The organism is Mesorhizobium sp. M1006, assembly GCF_040318825.1.
Classification (GTDB): domain Bacteria; phylum Pseudomonadota; class Alphaproteobacteria; order Rhizobiales; family Rhizobiaceae; genus Mesorhizobium.
The window spans coordinates 21,974-36,797 of the sequence record NZ_JAMYMZ010000037.1 but is presented as its reverse complement, the minus strand read 5'-3'; the positions used below and the strand labels follow the sequence as shown (position 1 = coordinate 36,797).

Here is a 14,824-nt window from a genome sequence, read left to right as displayed (position 1 = left end):
GACACAAAAAATGGTTCAAACAGGCTTCGGGCAATGATGAACAAACGGCTGTTTTGTGATATTGGACATCAGCGTTGGCGTCCAGAATGAGGGCGCTAACCCGCCGCTCCGCTCCCCCACGGGCCATGGAAAGCACCCTGCCCATCGATGCGCTCGAAGCCGTGCGCGCCGAAGAAATCGCGCTGCGCCTGGATCAGGTTCGAAGTGCCGCGGCCCTGCCGGTAACTGTCGAAATAGGCAAGTGCAGATGACAGGGCCGGCACCGGCGAGCCGGCTTCGGCCGCCCTTGCGACGACACGGCGAAGCGACGGATGCGCCTCCTGCATCAATGAGACGAAAGCCGGCGCCATCAACAGGTTGGTGGCTGCGCCGCCGCCGCCGAAGGCCTCCGCCATCGTATCCAGCAATTGCGAGCGGATGATGCAGCCGGCCCGCCAGATCTTGGCGATGACCGGCATCGGCAGGTTCCAGTTGAATTCCTTCGACGCGCCGCTCATCACCGCGAAGCCTTGCGCGTAGGCGGCGATCTTGCCGGCAAACAGAGCCAGCTCGAGATCGGCGAGCACGGCGTCCCTGTCTCGGGAAATCTTGCTAACACCGCCGCCATAGACCTTTTCGGCGGCAAGCCGCTCGTCCTTGATCGACGACAGTACGCGTGCCGCCACAGCCGCCTCGATCGCGGTGGCCGGGATGCCGAGCTGCTGCGCCTCGATCACCGACCATTTGCCGGTGCCTTTCTGGCCGGCGCGGTCGAGGATGATGTCGACCACCGGTTTGCCGGTCTTGGGATCGTCGGCGGCCAGCACCTTGGCGGTGATCTCGATCAGGTACGAATTGAGCCTGCCCGTGTTCCACTGGGAAAACACCTCAGCGATCTCTTTCGGCCCCATGCCGAGCCCGTCGCGCAAGATGCCGTAGATCTCGGCGATCATCTGCATGTCGGCATATTCGATGCCGTTGTGGATGGTCTTGACGAAATGGCCGGCGCCGTCGGTGCCAAGCCACGCCGCGCAAGGCTCGCCCTTGAACTTGGCCGAGATCGCGGTCAGCACCTTTTCGACGCGCTTCCAGGACTCTTCGGTGCCGCCGACCATGATCGAGGGACCGTGGCGTGCGCCCTCCTCGCCGCCGGACACGCCCATGCCGATGAAGGTCAGGCCCGAATCGGTAAGCTCGGAGAAGCGCCGCATCGTATCGCGGAAATTGGCATTGCCGGCGTCGATGACGATGTCGTTGGCCGACAGCACGCCGCGCAATGCCGCGATCTGCTCGTCGACCGGCTTGCCGGCCAGCACTATGATGATGATCGGCCGCGGCGGCCGGATCGCGGCGGCCAGTTCTTCGAGGCTGTAGCAGGGCACCACCCTATCCCGAAGCGCGCCGGCATTTTCGACAAAGGCATCGGTGCGCGCCGCGGTGCGATTGAAGACGGCGATGCGGTGCCCCTTCTCGGCGATGTTGAGCGCCAGATTGGAGCCCATCGTGCCAAGGCCGATCAGGCCTATTTCGGCTTTTTCCATCGTTTCTTCCCTGCTTTCGGATCTTGTTGGTTTGAGCCCGCGATTGGGTTGGACGCCCATTCTTGATGGCGATGATTGACGGGGGTTCGCGGCCGCGTCAACCGCCTCGCCGAATTGTCTTGCAGCCGGGGCGTGTTGAGATGCAGGTCAGGCCGAGCCGGGGTCGAAGACGGGCGCGTAAGCGACCAAACAGGTGGTTTCCGAGAACCGGAGCGGAGCGTACTTAAGTACGTGATCACCGGAAGCGCAGGATACCGCCATTTGCAGGCCGGCACCACCTGAATATCAGCACGTCACTCCGGCCTGATGTCGATCGGCGCCTCTATCTTCACCATCTCGAAATCCGAGACCAGGATATCGAGCCGCGCCGTCCACCGGCCGGCGACCGGAATGTCGAGATCGTCAACGCGCCAGGTGCCGTCGCCGGGATTCGTCGCCGGGCGCTTGATGGGTTCGATGCCGGAATCGGGCTTTGACAGCACCAGCGTTACCTGCTTGGCGTCGAGCGGGCCGAAATCGCCGGTCATGATGAAGATCGAAGCGGCAACAGGTCCGGTGTGCCCGGGCGCAATGCTGAGGTCGGCCATCGCTTGCAGCGTGTGGATATGCACCGATGCCGGCTGTGCCGCGGCGATCGCCAGCGCCCGCGGCGGCGGCGTGAAGCGCCAGCCGGCGGCAACGCCGAAGATCGCCAGCACAACCAGCACCTCGATGGCGATCGAGCGGGCCAGCCGCCGCTGGACTTCCGTTTCGCCCGCCTCAGCCGGGGCCGTAAGCTTGAAGCGATTGACGGCGGCGAGCGTGAACAGAAAGACGAGCAGCACCAGCTTGAGCAGCAGCAGCCTGCCGTAAGCGGTATGGACCAGCGCCGACGGCGTTTGCACCTGGATGACGGCGAGCACGATGCCGGCTGCCGCAAGCACCGCCACGACGAACAGGATCGCTCGTGAAAACCGGCGCAGCAACGGCCCGGCTTTGTCCGGCTGCCGTTTCAAGGCAAGACCGAGCGGCGCCAGCGCCCCGGACCAAATCGCGATACCAGTGGCGTGCAGAAACACCATCGGCCGGGTCAGCCATTGCGGCTCGGCGGCACTGGCATGCCCGCTGGCGGCAAGTGCTGCGCCAACGCCAACCAGTCCGGCCAAGGCCAGCGGCTTTGCGTCGGCGGGCGGCACGACCAGCGATAATAGGCTCAGGCCGAGCGCCATCAGCGCGATCAGCACCGTCCAGCCGAAGCTGGTGCCAAGCCCGGTCTGCCAGATGACCGGCTGCGCCAGCCGGGCAAGCGGCGCACCGAGCGCATCCAGCCCCTGGAAACCGAGCGACAGCGGTGCCGCCGCCAACCCGCACAGGATCGCAGCGACGATCATGTTCCGGCCGGATCGACCGCCTTGCGCCAGCCAGCCTAGCGCAAAGGCACCGCCGACACCGAAAAACAGGCCGATGTATAGAAAAACCTTGCCGATCCAGATCGCCGTTCGAAGCGCCCGGTCGACAGCTTCGGAGGCGGCCGGCGCAGCACTCGGTGCACCGACCGAGAACAGCACCGAGCCGCCGACCGGATGCCCGTCGGCGGAGATTACCCGCCAGCTCAGCACATGCGAGCCGGATTTCAGCGCCTGCGGATTGTCGATCTCGACGGTCTGGCCGCTGAGCCGGAAAGAGCTCAGCGGGACCGCCGTGCCGTCGGGCCGCACCAGCGTCAGCACCAGCGGCGAAACCGGCTCGCTGAAGGTCAGCGACATTTGCGACGGGCTCTGCGCCAGCACCGCACCGTCAGCCGGCTCGGCCTTGATCAGCGCCGCATGGGCGAAGGCTGCGTTTGGCGCGGCAATGGTGGCAAGCAGCACAATCGCGGCCAGCAGGCCGATGGCAAGCCGGCCGGTTGTGCAGGCCGTTCGCACGATGGATGCCGCGCTCATGTCACCGCCACAAAGACAGCGGCGCGCTCTTTCGGATAGAGCGCGCCGCGTAAGGATCACTTCTTCGGCAGCAGCTTGAGGCCGGGCGCCGGAAATTCCAGCGCGTCCTCAGCCTGCCCGGCCGCCGGAACCTCGATCCAGCGATCTGCAATGCCGTCACATTCCTGCACCACCGGGAAATGCAGCATCTGGCCTGCCGGCAGGTCGGACGCCAGTGTCGCGCGAAAGACGAATTCGTCCTAGAATTCGTCCGGCAGGCTGCCGGCGCTCCAGTCGACCTCCTTGACGCCGCTGGTCACTGCCTGGCCGTAGAGCTGGTAGGACTTTTCGTATTTGCCGTTCTTGACCTGCAGTGTCCAACCCGGCTTCGGCATCGGTTTGACCGAAAGCACCCCTTCCGGGATCTGCACGCGCACGGCGGTCGTCGCCTTGCCCTCGCAACCATGCGGCACCCGAAGAACCGCCTTGTAGGTCGAGCCCACCGCCGCCTCCGGCGTTTCGAGCGTGATGTGGGCAAAGGCCGCGCTGGTCCCGAGGACAAGAAGCACGCAGCCGGGCAAAAGAGATTTCTTCATGATGCTACCTCTCGAAGCGGCCAAGTCAGTCGTCGTCCTGGGGCGCCGCGCTGCCGATGCCTTGCACGGCGAATTCAATCTGCAGGGGCCCGGCTTTTTCGAAGGTCAGCGTGGCGGAGAACGTTTCGCCCTCCTTGGGCTGCCGCTTCAAATCCATGAACATCAAATGATAGCCGTTAGGCGCCAGCGCGACCTTGCCGCCAGCCGGGATTTCGAGGCCGCCGGTGACCGGCCGCATGGTCATGACGCCATTGCTGACGCCCATCTCGTGCAGTTCGGCCTTGGCCGAAATGTCGGAGGTGATCGACAGCAGGCGATCCGCCGCACTGCCGGTGTTGGTGATGGTGAAGTAGCCGCCGGCCACCTTGGCGCCGGCTGGCGTGGCGCGCGACCAGGGGTGCCCGATCTCGAGATCGCCAAGCTTGAACTCGTGTGCCAACACCGTCTGGGCGCTGGCGAACAGGACGGCAAGAACGCAAAGGGCGATGCCGAGACGCTGCTCGAAACGACCCAGTGCGAAGCGCCTGCGGCTGGATGCGGCAGCGCGAAAAGAGTGAGACATGATTGCTCCGTGGACTTTAAGGGGGATCGCGCCGATGGCCGGTCGCGAACGATGTCAATAAACGCGCCGGCAAAGCGTTGCGCGGCGCGAACCAGAACGGATCAGGCCGTCGCCGGTGGTGCACGCGGATTGGATGGAGTGCGGGCGCGGGCGAAATCGCGATGCCGGAAGGCCGGCAGGATAAAGGCGATGGTTTCGACGGAAAGGCTGCGAGCCAGGCTCCCGGCGGCATCGGGTGGCGCGTAGACCGCCGAAACGAGGTTGCAGCCAAGCATGCAGCAAGCCGGCATGTGCTGCTGATGCGGATCGCCGGCGGGGAGTTGCGCCGCACCGTCATGGGTGCAGATCGTGTTGCCGAAAGCATCGAATTGCGAGGCGTTCGGCGCGACGCCGGACGCAAACGCGCCGAACATCGACTGGAGCATGAAAAGCCAGGCCGCGGCGAACGCGACCGGCATGCTCCATCGTCTCCGGCGTATGGTCAAGAACCAGCCTCTTCACGCAGCAACGTCAGCTCTCTAGCACGGAGCCGGCGGCCGGAAAATCGCCAAAACGTTGCTGCGGCAACGCAACACAATCACGCGCGTTGCGGCTGCCTGCCCTCGGGAATCGACGTCAGCAGCGTGTGGCGGGCCGATTTCAGGTGCTTGCGGCAGGCGGCGTCGACCTTGGCGAGATCGCGCGATTTGAGCGCGGCGATATAGGCGAGATGCTCCTGGACCGCGACTTCGTTGCGCTCGCGCTCCTGCGCCTTGTTCCACTGGTAGTGGTAGTGGAAGATCATGGCGATGACGTCGTAGAAATCGACGATGAAGCGGTTGTGCGACGCCCGATGGATCAGCCGGTGAAAGCGCTCGTCAAGCTCGGAGAATTCGTTGAAGCGCACGGCGATCTCGCGCTCCAGCCGGTGATGCTCGTCTTCCAGGCGGTCGAGGTCGGCCCACACCGGGCTGTCCTCGGGCAGAGCGGCAAAGGCTGCGGCCGAGCGCAGTTCGAACATCTCGCGGATTTCGGTCAACTCCAGCGCGAAGGCGCGGGTAAAGCCTTTCAGCACCCAGTGACTGTTGCGGCGCTTCTCGATCAGCCCAAAGCGCGAGAAGCGGATCAGGAATTCGCGCACGCTGGTGGTGCCGACGCCGATCTCACGCGCCAGTTCGAGCTCGTTGATCTGCATGCCGGCTTCGGCACCGCTGGCAAGCAGCCGCCGCATGAAGGAGCGCTCGATGATCTCGGCCAGCGTGTCGGTTTCTTCCTCGGGGAAGAAATCGTCCGGTCGCGGTTCGCGCAGGACCGTCTTGCTGCGCTTGTTCCAATCGATCAGCCCGGTTTCTTCCATGCGCGCAAGGATAGTGCGGACCGTCGTGCGGCTGACGCCGAGCAGCGTACCCAGCTCCGGCTCCGAAGGCAGGCTCCTGGTTTCGTCGAGCAGCCTCAGACCGCGATTATAGGCGTCCTTGTAAACGTTGTTGCTCTTCGACATCCCCTGCCCCGTGGCGCATCGGCGTTTGCGGCCAGTGTGAAGCGTTTCTCGCGCATGAAACCGGTACCTTTTCGGAAAACATCATGCGCAACGCTAGTTTTGGTTGTAGAGCCTACTTCTCGCATCCAAAAGACGCGTCGCGCTCTGGCGAAAAAACAATTGACGCAAAAATGTTTTTTCACGATAAAAGACATTATATGTTAAGAGCCGCGTGTCAATCCGCTCGCGCACCCAGGAACACACCCAGGAAGCTCCCGTGAACGCCGCAAACAGCATTCTTCTGTCTCCCGCCGACAATGTCGCGGTCGCCAATGGCCGCATCGAGATCGGCACCGTGCTGCCGGGCGGCGCCGTCGCCGCCGCAGTGATCGAGCCGGGCCACAAAGTGGCGATCAAGCCGATTGCGGCCGGCGAGGCCGTGGTCAAATACGCCCAGGCGATCGGCCGCGCCACGCAAAACATCGCGCCCGGCGAGCATGTCCATTCGCACAATCTGGTCTTCGAAAGCGGGCGTTTGCCGGTGGTGCCGCCGAGCGAGGCAGTGCATGCGACCGAGGCCGACCGCGCCCGCACCTTCATGGGCTACCGCCGCGCCGACGGCCGCGCCGGCACGCGCAACTTCGTCGGCATTCTCGCCAGCGTCAATTGCTCGGCCACCGTCTGCCATGCCATCGCCGACGCCGCGAACCGCACCCTTCTGCCGCAATATCCCGGCATCGACGGCTTCGTCCCGATCGTCCACGGCCAGGGCTGCGGCATGAGCGCCACCGGCGACGGCATGATGGTGCTACACCGCACGCTGGCCGGCTACGCCCGTCACCCGAATTTCGGCGGCGTGCTGATGGTCGGGCTCGGCTGCGAGGTCAACCAGCTCACCCTCTACGGCCAGAAGGGCGTTGCCGCGGGAAAACGTCATTTCAACATCCAGGAAGCCGGCGGCTCGCGCAAATCGGTCGAGAAGGCGTTGATCGTGCTGGCCGAGATCGCCGAGGAGGTCGGCAAGCTTCAGCGTGAGCCGATCCCGGTCAGCGAGATCGTCGTCGGCCTGCAATGCGGCGGCTCCGACGGCATGTCCGGCATCACCGCCAATCCGGCGCTGGGTGCCGCGGTCGACATCCTGGCCGGCGTCGGCGGCATCGGCATCCTTTCCGAGACGACGGAGATCTATGGCGCCGAGCACCTGCTCGCCTATCGCGCCGCAACCCCCGAGATCGCCGCCAAGCTCGACGGTTATGTGAAATGGTGGGAAGACCACGTCGCCAAGCATGGCGCATCGATCGACAACAATCCCTCACCGGGTAACAAGCGCGGCGGCCTGACCACCATCCTGGAAAAGTCGCTCGGCGCGGTCGCCAAGGGCGGCCAGACGCCGCTCAACGGCGTCTTCGGCTATGCCGAAAAGGTCACCGGGCACGGGCTGGTGTTCATGGACACGCCCGGCTACGACCCGGTCTCGGCCACCGGCCAGGTGGCGGGCGGCGCCAACGTCATCGTCTTCACCACAGGCCGCGGCTCCTGCTTCGGCTGCCGGCCGACGCCGTCGATCAAGGTCGCCAGCAACTCGACCATGTATCACACGATGGAAGAGGACATGGACGTGAATTGCGGCGTCATCGCCTCGGGCGAAAAGACCATCGCCGGCATGGGCCGCGAGATCTTCGAACTGATCGTCGAGACGGCTTCGGGCCGCAAGACCAAGAGCGAAGAGTTCGGCTACGGCGACAACGAGTTCGTGCCGTGGCACCTCGGAGCGACGCTCTAAGCCGGACCATGCGCAACAGTCGCGAACACCTGACGTGATCGCCAGGTGTCACAGTTCCAACGCTCCCGAAAAAGAATGAACATTCCATATTGACTGGATGATGGAATTAATATTCCATGCAGCATATTGGAGGAGATTGGCAGCGGAGTTCCGACAGAAAAAACTCTTCCGTCCAGCCATTCGAAGCGGCCATCAAACAGCGCTTGCGCCGACCGAGATGATACACTATCAAAATGCGGTAAATGTTTTTTATTGATAAAGTTCCGTTTGGGCCGCGCCATCCGAATGGAGCTTCCGTAACATTCACCGGGCGACTTAGGGAGGACTCCTAATGAAATTCGTGACCAGCATTCTCAATCGCCGCGCCTTCGTGGCACTCGCAGCCGCCTCGATGCTTGCCGGCGTGATGCATTCGGCCCCGGCATCCGCGGCCGACGTGACCATTCCGATCATCGTCAAGGACACCACGTCCTTCTACTGGCAGATCGTTCTGGCCGGTGCCCGCAAGGCTGGCAAGGACCTCGGCGTCAACGTGCCGGAACTCGGCGCCCAGGCAGAGACCGACGTCAACGGCCAGATCTCGATCCTCGAAAATGCCGTCGCCGGCAACCCGGCCGCCGTCGTCATCGCGCCGACCGAAGCCAAGGCGCTCGGCAAGCCGATCGACGAGGCCGCCACCAAGGTCAAGATCATCGGTATCGACTCCGGTGCCGACTCCAAGGCCTTCACGTCGTTCCTGACCACCGACAACATCCAGGGCGGCCGCGTTGCCGCTGACGGCCTTGCCGCAGCCATCGGCGAAGCCAATGGCGGCAAGGTCGAGGGCGACGTCGCCCTGATCACCGCGCTTCCGGGCGCCGGCTCGCTCGAACAGCGCGCCCAGGGTTTCAAGGAACAGCTCGCCGCCAAATATCCCGGCCTCAAGCTGGTCGCCGACAAATACGCCGACGGCCAGGCCACCACCGGCCTCAACATTGCCACCGACCTGATCACCGCCAACCCCAATCTCAAGGGCATCTTCGCCTCCAACCTGATCATGGCGCAGGGCGTCGGTCAGGCGATCGCCGAGAACAGCCTCTCAGGCAAGGTCGGGCTGGTCGGCTTCGACAGCGACGAGAAGCTGATCAAGTTCCTCAATGACGGCGTCATTTCGGCGCTCGTCGTCCAGGATCCGTACCGGATGGGCTATGACGGCATCAAGACGGCGCTTGCCGCCTCGAAGGGCGAGAAGGTCGAGGCCAATGTCGACACGGGCGCCAATTTGGTCACCAAGGCCAACATGAAGGATCCGAAGATCGACGCGCTGCTCAACCCGAAGCTCGACTGAGCATAGCCGCAAGTGAACTGTTTCCGGGGCCTTTTCGCCCCGGAAACATCCCACTCGTGCCAATCGCGAGGCCAATCTTTGGGGGCCAATCTGGGAGGATTGTCATGATGTCGACGGCGCAGGAACTCCATCCGGCCCCAACGCTGGAACCGGGCAGGACCATCCTCGAACTCCGCGGGCTGGAAAAGCGCTATCCCGGCACCCATGCGCTGAAGCCGGTCGATCTCGCCTTCAAGGCCGGCGAGATCCACGCCATCGTCGGCGAGAACGGCGCCGGCAAATCCACCCTGATCAAGCTTCTGACCGGCGTCATGCCGCGCACCTCCGGCGACGTCATCTGGGAGGGCAAGCCTGCCGCATTGGCAACGCCGCATGAGGCGATGGCGCTCGGCATCAATGCCGTGCATCAGGAAGTCGTCCTGTGCCGCCATCTCACCGTCGCCGCCAACATGTTCCTCGGCGAGGAGGATTCCCGCTTCGGCATCCTGCAGCAGCGGGCGATGGTCAGGCAGGCGCAGAAGATCATCGACGATCTCGGCTTCGACCTGCCGGCCCATGTCATGCTGGGTGACCTGACCATCGGCCAGCAGCAGCTGATCGCCGCCGCCCGCGCCACAGTGCGCGGCACCACATTCCTGATCTTCGACGAGCCGACCGCCTATCTTACCCGCAAGGAGGCCGACCAGCTGTTCACGCTGATCCGCCGGCTGAAGGGCGAAGGCGTCACCATCATCTACATCAGCCATCGCATGGAAGAAGTGTTCGAGCTCGCCGACCGCGTCTCGGTGCTGCGCGACGGCACGCTGGTCGGCACCAGGGACATTGCCGAGACCAATGACGCCGAGTTGGTCAAGATGATGATCAACCGCTCGATCGAGCAGGTCTACCACAAGGAGCATTTCACCCCCGGCGCGACCATCGTCGAAACCAGGAACCTGTCCGGCAAGGGTTTCGAAAATGTCTCGATGTCCGTCCGCGCCGGCGAGATCGTCGGCCTCTACGGCCTGATCGGCGCCGGGCGCAGCGAGTTCGTCACCACGCTCTATGGCCGGCACCGCAAATCGGCCGGCCAGATCCTCTGGGAGGGCAAGGAGGTCAAGGTCAATTCCGAACATGACGCGATCAGGCTCGGCATGGCGCTGGCCCCGGAAAGCCGCCGCGACCAGGGCCTCTGCCTCAACCTGCCGGTCGGACTCAACCTCAATCTGCCGATCTACAAGCGCATCTCGAGCAATCTGCTGATCTCCCGCGCGCAGGAAAAGGCGCAAGCCGATCGCCAGATCGCCGACCTGCGCATCAAGACGCCGACGCGCGGCGCGCTGGCCTCCAGCCTGTCCGGCGGTAACCAGCAGAAGATCGTCATCGGCAAATGGCTCGCCCATGGCGCCAAGCTATTCATCTTCGACGAGCCGACTGTCGGCGTCGACGTCAGCACCAAGGCCGAGATCTACCGCCTGTTCGGCGCGCTGTTGTCCAAGGGAGCCGGCATCATCCTGATCTCGTCCTACCTGCCCGAGGTCTATGAACTCGCGGACACGCTGCACGTGTTCCGGCGCGGCAAGCTGGTGGCCACGCACGGCTTTCGTACCGCTGATCACGAGGAGATCCTCACCCAGGCGCTGGCCGAGAAACAAGAAAGACCGGGAGGGAAGATATGAGCACCGAGGCGATCGCTGCCGAAAGGCCGAAACGCAACTACAACGCCCTGTTCGGGCTGACACTGCTGGCGCTGCTGGTTCTTTTATGGATCATCCTGTCGGTGGCGACGCCGAGCTTCGCCTCCGCCAACAACATCTCCAACCTGTTGCGGCAAGGGTCGATGATCGCCATCCTGGCGGTCGGCCAGACCTTCGTCATCATCACCGGCGGCATCGACCTTTCCGTCGGCGCCGTGGTCGGCTTCGCCACCGTCATCGTCGCGATGCTGATCAACGCCGGCACACCGGTTTTCCTCGCCATCCTGATCACCTTACTGGTCGGCGTCGCCATCGGCATGTTCCATGGGTTCGGCATCGTCAAGATGGGCCTGCCGCCCTTCATCATCACCCTGGCAACGCTGACCTCGCTGCGCGGCATCGGTCTGTTGATGACCAATGGCAACTCGATCTCGATCAACAACGACGCCTTCCAGACGTTCTCGCGCAGTTCCTTCGCCGGCGTCCCCAATCTGTTCTGGATGGTGATCCTGGTCGGCATCCCAGCCTACATCTTCCTGCACCACAGCCGCTGGGGCCGCTATCTGTTCTCGGTCGGCTCCAACGCCGAGGCGTCGCGCCTGTCAGGCGTCAACGTCCAGCGCACCATCTACATGGCCTACACGCTGTCGGGGCTGTGTGCGGCCTTCGTCGGCGTGCTGCTTGCCTCGCGCATCGGCATCGGCAATCCGACGCAGGCCGAGGGCTGGGAATTGCAGGCGATCGCCTCCTCGGTGATCGGCGGCACCTCGCTGTTCGGCGCTGTCGGCTCCGTGCACGGACCGCTGCTCGGCGCCTTCATCCTTGCCACCATCAACAACGGCGCCAATCTGCTCAACGTCAACGCCTTCTGGCAGCGCATCATCACCGGCGTGCTGATCATCGTCATCGTCTATTTCGACGGGCTGCGCCGCCGCGGCAAATAGACTGCCTCCCAACAACCGCCGGCCTCGCGACAGCAGGGCCGGCGGTGCCATGAACCGACTGGATTGAAGCATGAAAGCCGTCGTCTGCCGCTCGCCCGGCGAACTTGTCCTCGAAGATCGTCCGGCGCCTGGCGCGCCCCCCGCCGGCTGGGCGCTGGTCGCCGTCAGCCATGTCGGCATCTGCGGCACCGACTATCACATCTTCGAAGGCAAGCACCCGTTCCTCGCCTATCCCCGCATCATGGGCCACGAGGTTTCTGGCACCGTGATCGAGGTTGGCGAGGACGTCGATCTCGCCGTCGGCGAAGCGGTGAACGTCAATCCCTATCTCGCCTGCGGCAAATGCATCGCCTGCCGGCAAGGCAAGCCGAATTGCTGTGTCATGATCGAGGTGCTCGGCGTCCACCGCGACGGCGCCATGTGCGAGCAGATCCTGGTGCCGGCGCAAAATCTTTATCCGGCAAACGGCCTGTCGCTGGCCGATGCTGCCGCCGTCGAATTCCTGGCGATCGGCGCCCATGCCGTGCGGCGCTCGCTCGCTGATCCAGGTGCGCGCACACTGGTCATCGGTGCAGGCCCGATCGGGCTCGGCACGGCGCTGTTCGCCCGCATCGCCGGGCTAGACGTGATGCTGCTCGACATGAGTGCGGAGAGGCTGGGTTTCGCCGAAAGCGAACTCGGCTTCGCGACCCTCGACGGCTCGCGGGGCGCTGCTGCCGACCTGGTGCGGGAAGCAACCGGCGGCGACGGCTTCGACGTGGTTTTCGATGCCACCGGCAACACCCGGTCGGTGCAGTCGGCCTTCGCCCATGTCGCGCACGGCGGGGCGCTGGTCCTGGTCAGCGTCGTCAAGGACGACATCGCCTTTTCCGATCCCGAATTCCACAAGCGCGAGATGATGCTGATCGGCAGCCGCAACGCCCTGCGTGCCGATTTCGACCATGTCGCCGCCTCGATCCGCAACGGCGCGCTGCCGCTGGCAAAGCTGGTCACCCACCGCACCACGCTTGGCGAGACGCCGCACGACCTCGCCCGCTGGGCGCATGAGAAGTCCGGCCTGATCAAGGCCGTCATTCAAGTCGGATGATGCCAGGGCTGCCGCATCTCAGAGCGCCGACAATTTGAGCTCGATCCGCTCGGCCGGGAAGCGCGACTCCGAAAACTGTATCGGCTGACCGTCGGGCGTGACGTTGACGGCGACCGTCACTAGCACGATGGCGCCGGGCTGCAGCTCGAGGTCAGCAAGGTCGGCGGCATCGGCATGGCGCGCCGACAGCACGGTCGATTGCCTGAGATAGTCGTCGATGCCGAAACGTGCCAGCGATGCGGTGATCGAACCGGTTTCCGCCATGGCGGCATCGATGCCGGCAAAGCGCTTGGCATCGAACCAGCCGGCAGCGCGGGACACCGGCATTCCATCGGCTTCGCCGCGCGTTTCCAGGCGTATCACATCGGCGCCCGTCGCAAGGCCTAAGCCCTCTGCGACACGACGGTTGGCCGGCTCGACCGATGACGCGAGTAAGGTGATATGCCGCTCGGACGCCTGTCCTTGCAATCCCTCGGAAAAGCGGGTGCGAGCGCCGATCGGATAAGACAGCCGCTTGCGCGACAGCACGAAGGTGCCGCGCCCCTGCTCCGCCCTGAGCACGCCCTCCTGCACCAGCGCTGCGATAGCGCTACGCACCGTATGGCGGTTGACGCCATAGCGTCCGGCCAACGCGATCTCCGGCGGCAGCGCGGCATTCTCGGGAAAATCGCCGACGGCGATCGAATGCAGTATCTGGTCGGCGATCTGCCGCCACAGCGCGACACCGCTGCGCCGCTCGATGCGGTTGGCTTGTCCGATCATCTCCCGCCCCAATTCTTTGCGCCGATCTTTTGGCCGGTGTCACGTGCCCGTCATGGACACGCGCTAGATAACGAGTATAATTTGTATAGTTGTCTATATCAATAGACAAATTCACGCAAACGAGGAGTACGGCCATGCGAGGACGGGAAGCGCGAGAGCAGGCCGAGCGCAAGGCCGTGATGGCGACGCTGGCGCAATCGGCCGGCGAAGACATCGTCCGCCTGTGGGACGAAACCGGCCTGCCTTGCGAAGCGGAACTTCTGCGTGGCCCCGAAACCGGCCTGGTTACGGTACGCGGCCGCATCGGCGGCGGTGGTGCCCCTTTCAATGTCGGCGAGGCGACGGTCACCCGTGCCACGGTGCGGCTTGCGTCCGGCCATGTCGGCCACTGCTACGCACTTGGTCGCGACAAGCAGAAGGCAAGGCTGGCGGCGATCGCCGATGCGCTGTGGCAGGACCCGGCCCACCGCAATGAGGTCGAGATCAGGATCGTTGCGCCATTGCAGGCGGCACTGGCCAAGGCGCGTGAACAGCGCCGCGCCGAGACGGCGGCGACCAAGGTCGATTTCTTCACCATGGTGCGCGGAGAAGACTGATGGATATCGCCACTCAATCCATTGAAGGCGGCTTCGCCGATCCGGTATTCAATGCCCAGACCGTATTCCGTGCCGTGATGGACGCGATGGCGCGGCCAGGCAGTGTGCAGCCGCTGCCGGCCCTCGCCCACCCCCCGGTGCCGCTGTCGGCCACCGCCGGGGCCGTTGCGCTGGCGCTGTGCGATAACGACACGCCGCTCTGGCTCGACCACGCCTTGCAGGCTTCAGCGACGGTGAAATCCTGGCTTGGCTTTCATACCGGCGCGCCGCTGGCCAACACCCCGGCCGACGCGCATTTCGCGCTGATCGCCACGCCGGCCGAGATGATGGCGCTCGACGGGTTTTCGCAAGGCACCCAGGATTATCCCGATCGCTCCACGACGCTGATCCTCGAGGTCAGCGATCTTGTCTCCGGCGCTCCGCTGCTGCTCGAAGGCCCGGGCATCGAGAAGACGGCGACGATCGCGCCGGCGCAAATGCCGCGCCATTTCGTCGAGCAATGGAAGCAGAACAACCAGCGTTTTCCGCGTGGCGTCGACATCATCCTCGCCACGTCCGAAGCAATTGCCTGCCTGCCGCGCACGACGCGCATCAAGACGATGGAGGCATAG

13 protein-coding genes and 1 pseudogene are annotated in these 14,824 nt (G+C 64.3%); 7 read left to right on the top strand and 7 right to left on the bottom strand.

Annotated elements, in window-relative coordinates; genetic code table 11:
• Positions 1-95: 95 nt before the first annotated feature.
• From gnd to NKH60_RS26205, 6 genes and pseudogenes are all read right to left on the bottom strand, one after another.
• Complete coding sequence (gnd, locus tag NKH60_RS26230; protein ID WP_352873886.1) at positions 96-1,520, bottom strand: NADP-dependent phosphogluconate dehydrogenase; 1,425 nt, start codon at positions 1,518-1,520, stop codon at positions 96-98.
• Positions 1,521-1,813: 293 nt separating this feature from the next.
• Entirely contained in the window at positions 1,814-3,442 is a 1,629-nt protein-coding gene (locus tag NKH60_RS26225) for a copper resistance CopC/CopD family protein (RefSeq protein WP_352850953.1), read from the bottom strand.
• A 56-nt stretch (positions 3,443-3,498) separates the two neighbouring features.
• Positions 3,499-4,017: pseudogene (locus NKH60_RS26220) on the bottom strand (YcnI family copper-binding membrane protein).
• Positions 4,018-4,042: 25 nt separating this feature from the next.
• Positions 4,043-4,579 carry a copper chaperone PCu(A)C gene (locus tag NKH60_RS26215; RefSeq protein ID WP_352834322.1) on the bottom strand — a complete coding sequence of 179 codons (537 nt, stop codon included), beginning with the start codon at positions 4,577-4,579 and terminating at the stop codon, positions 4,043-4,045.
• A gap of 101 nt (positions 4,580-4,680) precedes the next feature.
• Entirely contained in the window at positions 4,681-5,037 is a 357-nt protein-coding gene (locus tag NKH60_RS26210) for a DUF2946 family protein (RefSeq protein ID WP_352766986.1), read from the bottom strand.
• Positions 5,038-5,156: 119 nt separating this feature from the next.
• Positions 5,157-6,059, bottom strand: a complete 903-nt coding sequence (locus NKH60_RS26205; RefSeq protein ID WP_352448373.1) for a GntR family transcriptional regulator — start codon at positions 6,057-6,059, stop codon at positions 5,157-5,159.
• Between the two features lie 256 nt (positions 6,060-6,315).
• Here NKH60_RS26205 and NKH60_RS26200 point away from each other — a divergent pair, with 256 nt between their 5' ends.
• The 5 genes from NKH60_RS26200 (at position 6,316) to NKH60_RS26180 (ending at position 12,855) form a co-directional block, all read left to right on the top strand.
• Positions 6,316-7,821 carry a UxaA family hydrolase gene (locus NKH60_RS26200; protein WP_352743024.1) on the top strand — a complete coding sequence of 502 codons (1,506 nt, stop codon included), beginning with the start codon at positions 6,316-6,318 and terminating at the stop codon, positions 7,819-7,821.
• A gap of 331 nt (positions 7,822-8,152) precedes the next feature.
• Positions 8,153-9,148 (top strand): ABC transporter substrate-binding protein, encoded by a 996-nt coding sequence (locus NKH60_RS26195; RefSeq protein ID WP_352491760.1) that lies wholly within the window; start codon positions 8,153-8,155, stop codon positions 9,146-9,148.
• 104 nt (positions 9,149-9,252) lie between these two features.
• Positions 9,253-10,806 carry a sugar ABC transporter ATP-binding protein gene (locus NKH60_RS26190; protein WP_352834319.1) on the top strand — a complete coding sequence of 518 codons (1,554 nt, stop codon included), beginning with the start codon at positions 9,253-9,255 and terminating at the stop codon, positions 10,804-10,806.
• Positions 10,803-11,768, top strand: a complete 966-nt coding sequence (locus tag NKH60_RS26185; protein WP_352448376.1) for an ABC transporter permease — start codon at positions 10,803-10,805, stop codon at positions 11,766-11,768. The genes NKH60_RS26190 and NKH60_RS26185 overlap by 4 nt, the downstream gene beginning before the upstream one ends.
• A 70-nt stretch (positions 11,769-11,838) precedes the next feature.
• Entirely contained in the window at positions 11,839-12,855 is a 1,017-nt protein-coding gene (locus NKH60_RS26180; protein WP_352873882.1) for a zinc-binding alcohol dehydrogenase family protein, read from the top strand.
• 18 nt (positions 12,856-12,873) lie between these two features.
• Here NKH60_RS26180 and phnF read toward each other — a convergent pair whose 3' ends face one another.
• Positions 12,874-13,617, bottom strand: a complete 744-nt coding sequence (gene phnF / locus NKH60_RS26175) for a phosphonate metabolism transcriptional regulator PhnF (protein ID WP_352834316.1) — start codon at positions 13,615-13,617, stop codon at positions 12,874-12,876.
• A gap of 134 nt (positions 13,618-13,751) precedes the next feature.
• Here phnF and phnG point away from each other — a divergent pair, with 134 nt between their 5' ends.
• Together phnG and phnH are read left to right on the top strand one after the other, a co-directional pair.
• A complete protein-coding gene (phnG, locus tag NKH60_RS26170; RefSeq protein WP_352539446.1) occupies positions 13,752-14,213 on the top strand; it encodes a phosphonate C-P lyase system protein PhnG in 462 nt (153 codons plus the stop codon).
• Positions 14,213-14,824 carry a phosphonate C-P lyase system protein PhnH gene (phnH, locus tag NKH60_RS26165; protein WP_352502612.1) on the top strand — a complete coding sequence of 204 codons (612 nt, stop codon included), beginning with the start codon at positions 14,213-14,215 and terminating at the stop codon, positions 14,822-14,824. Before phnG ends, phnH begins: the two co-directional genes overlap by 1 nt.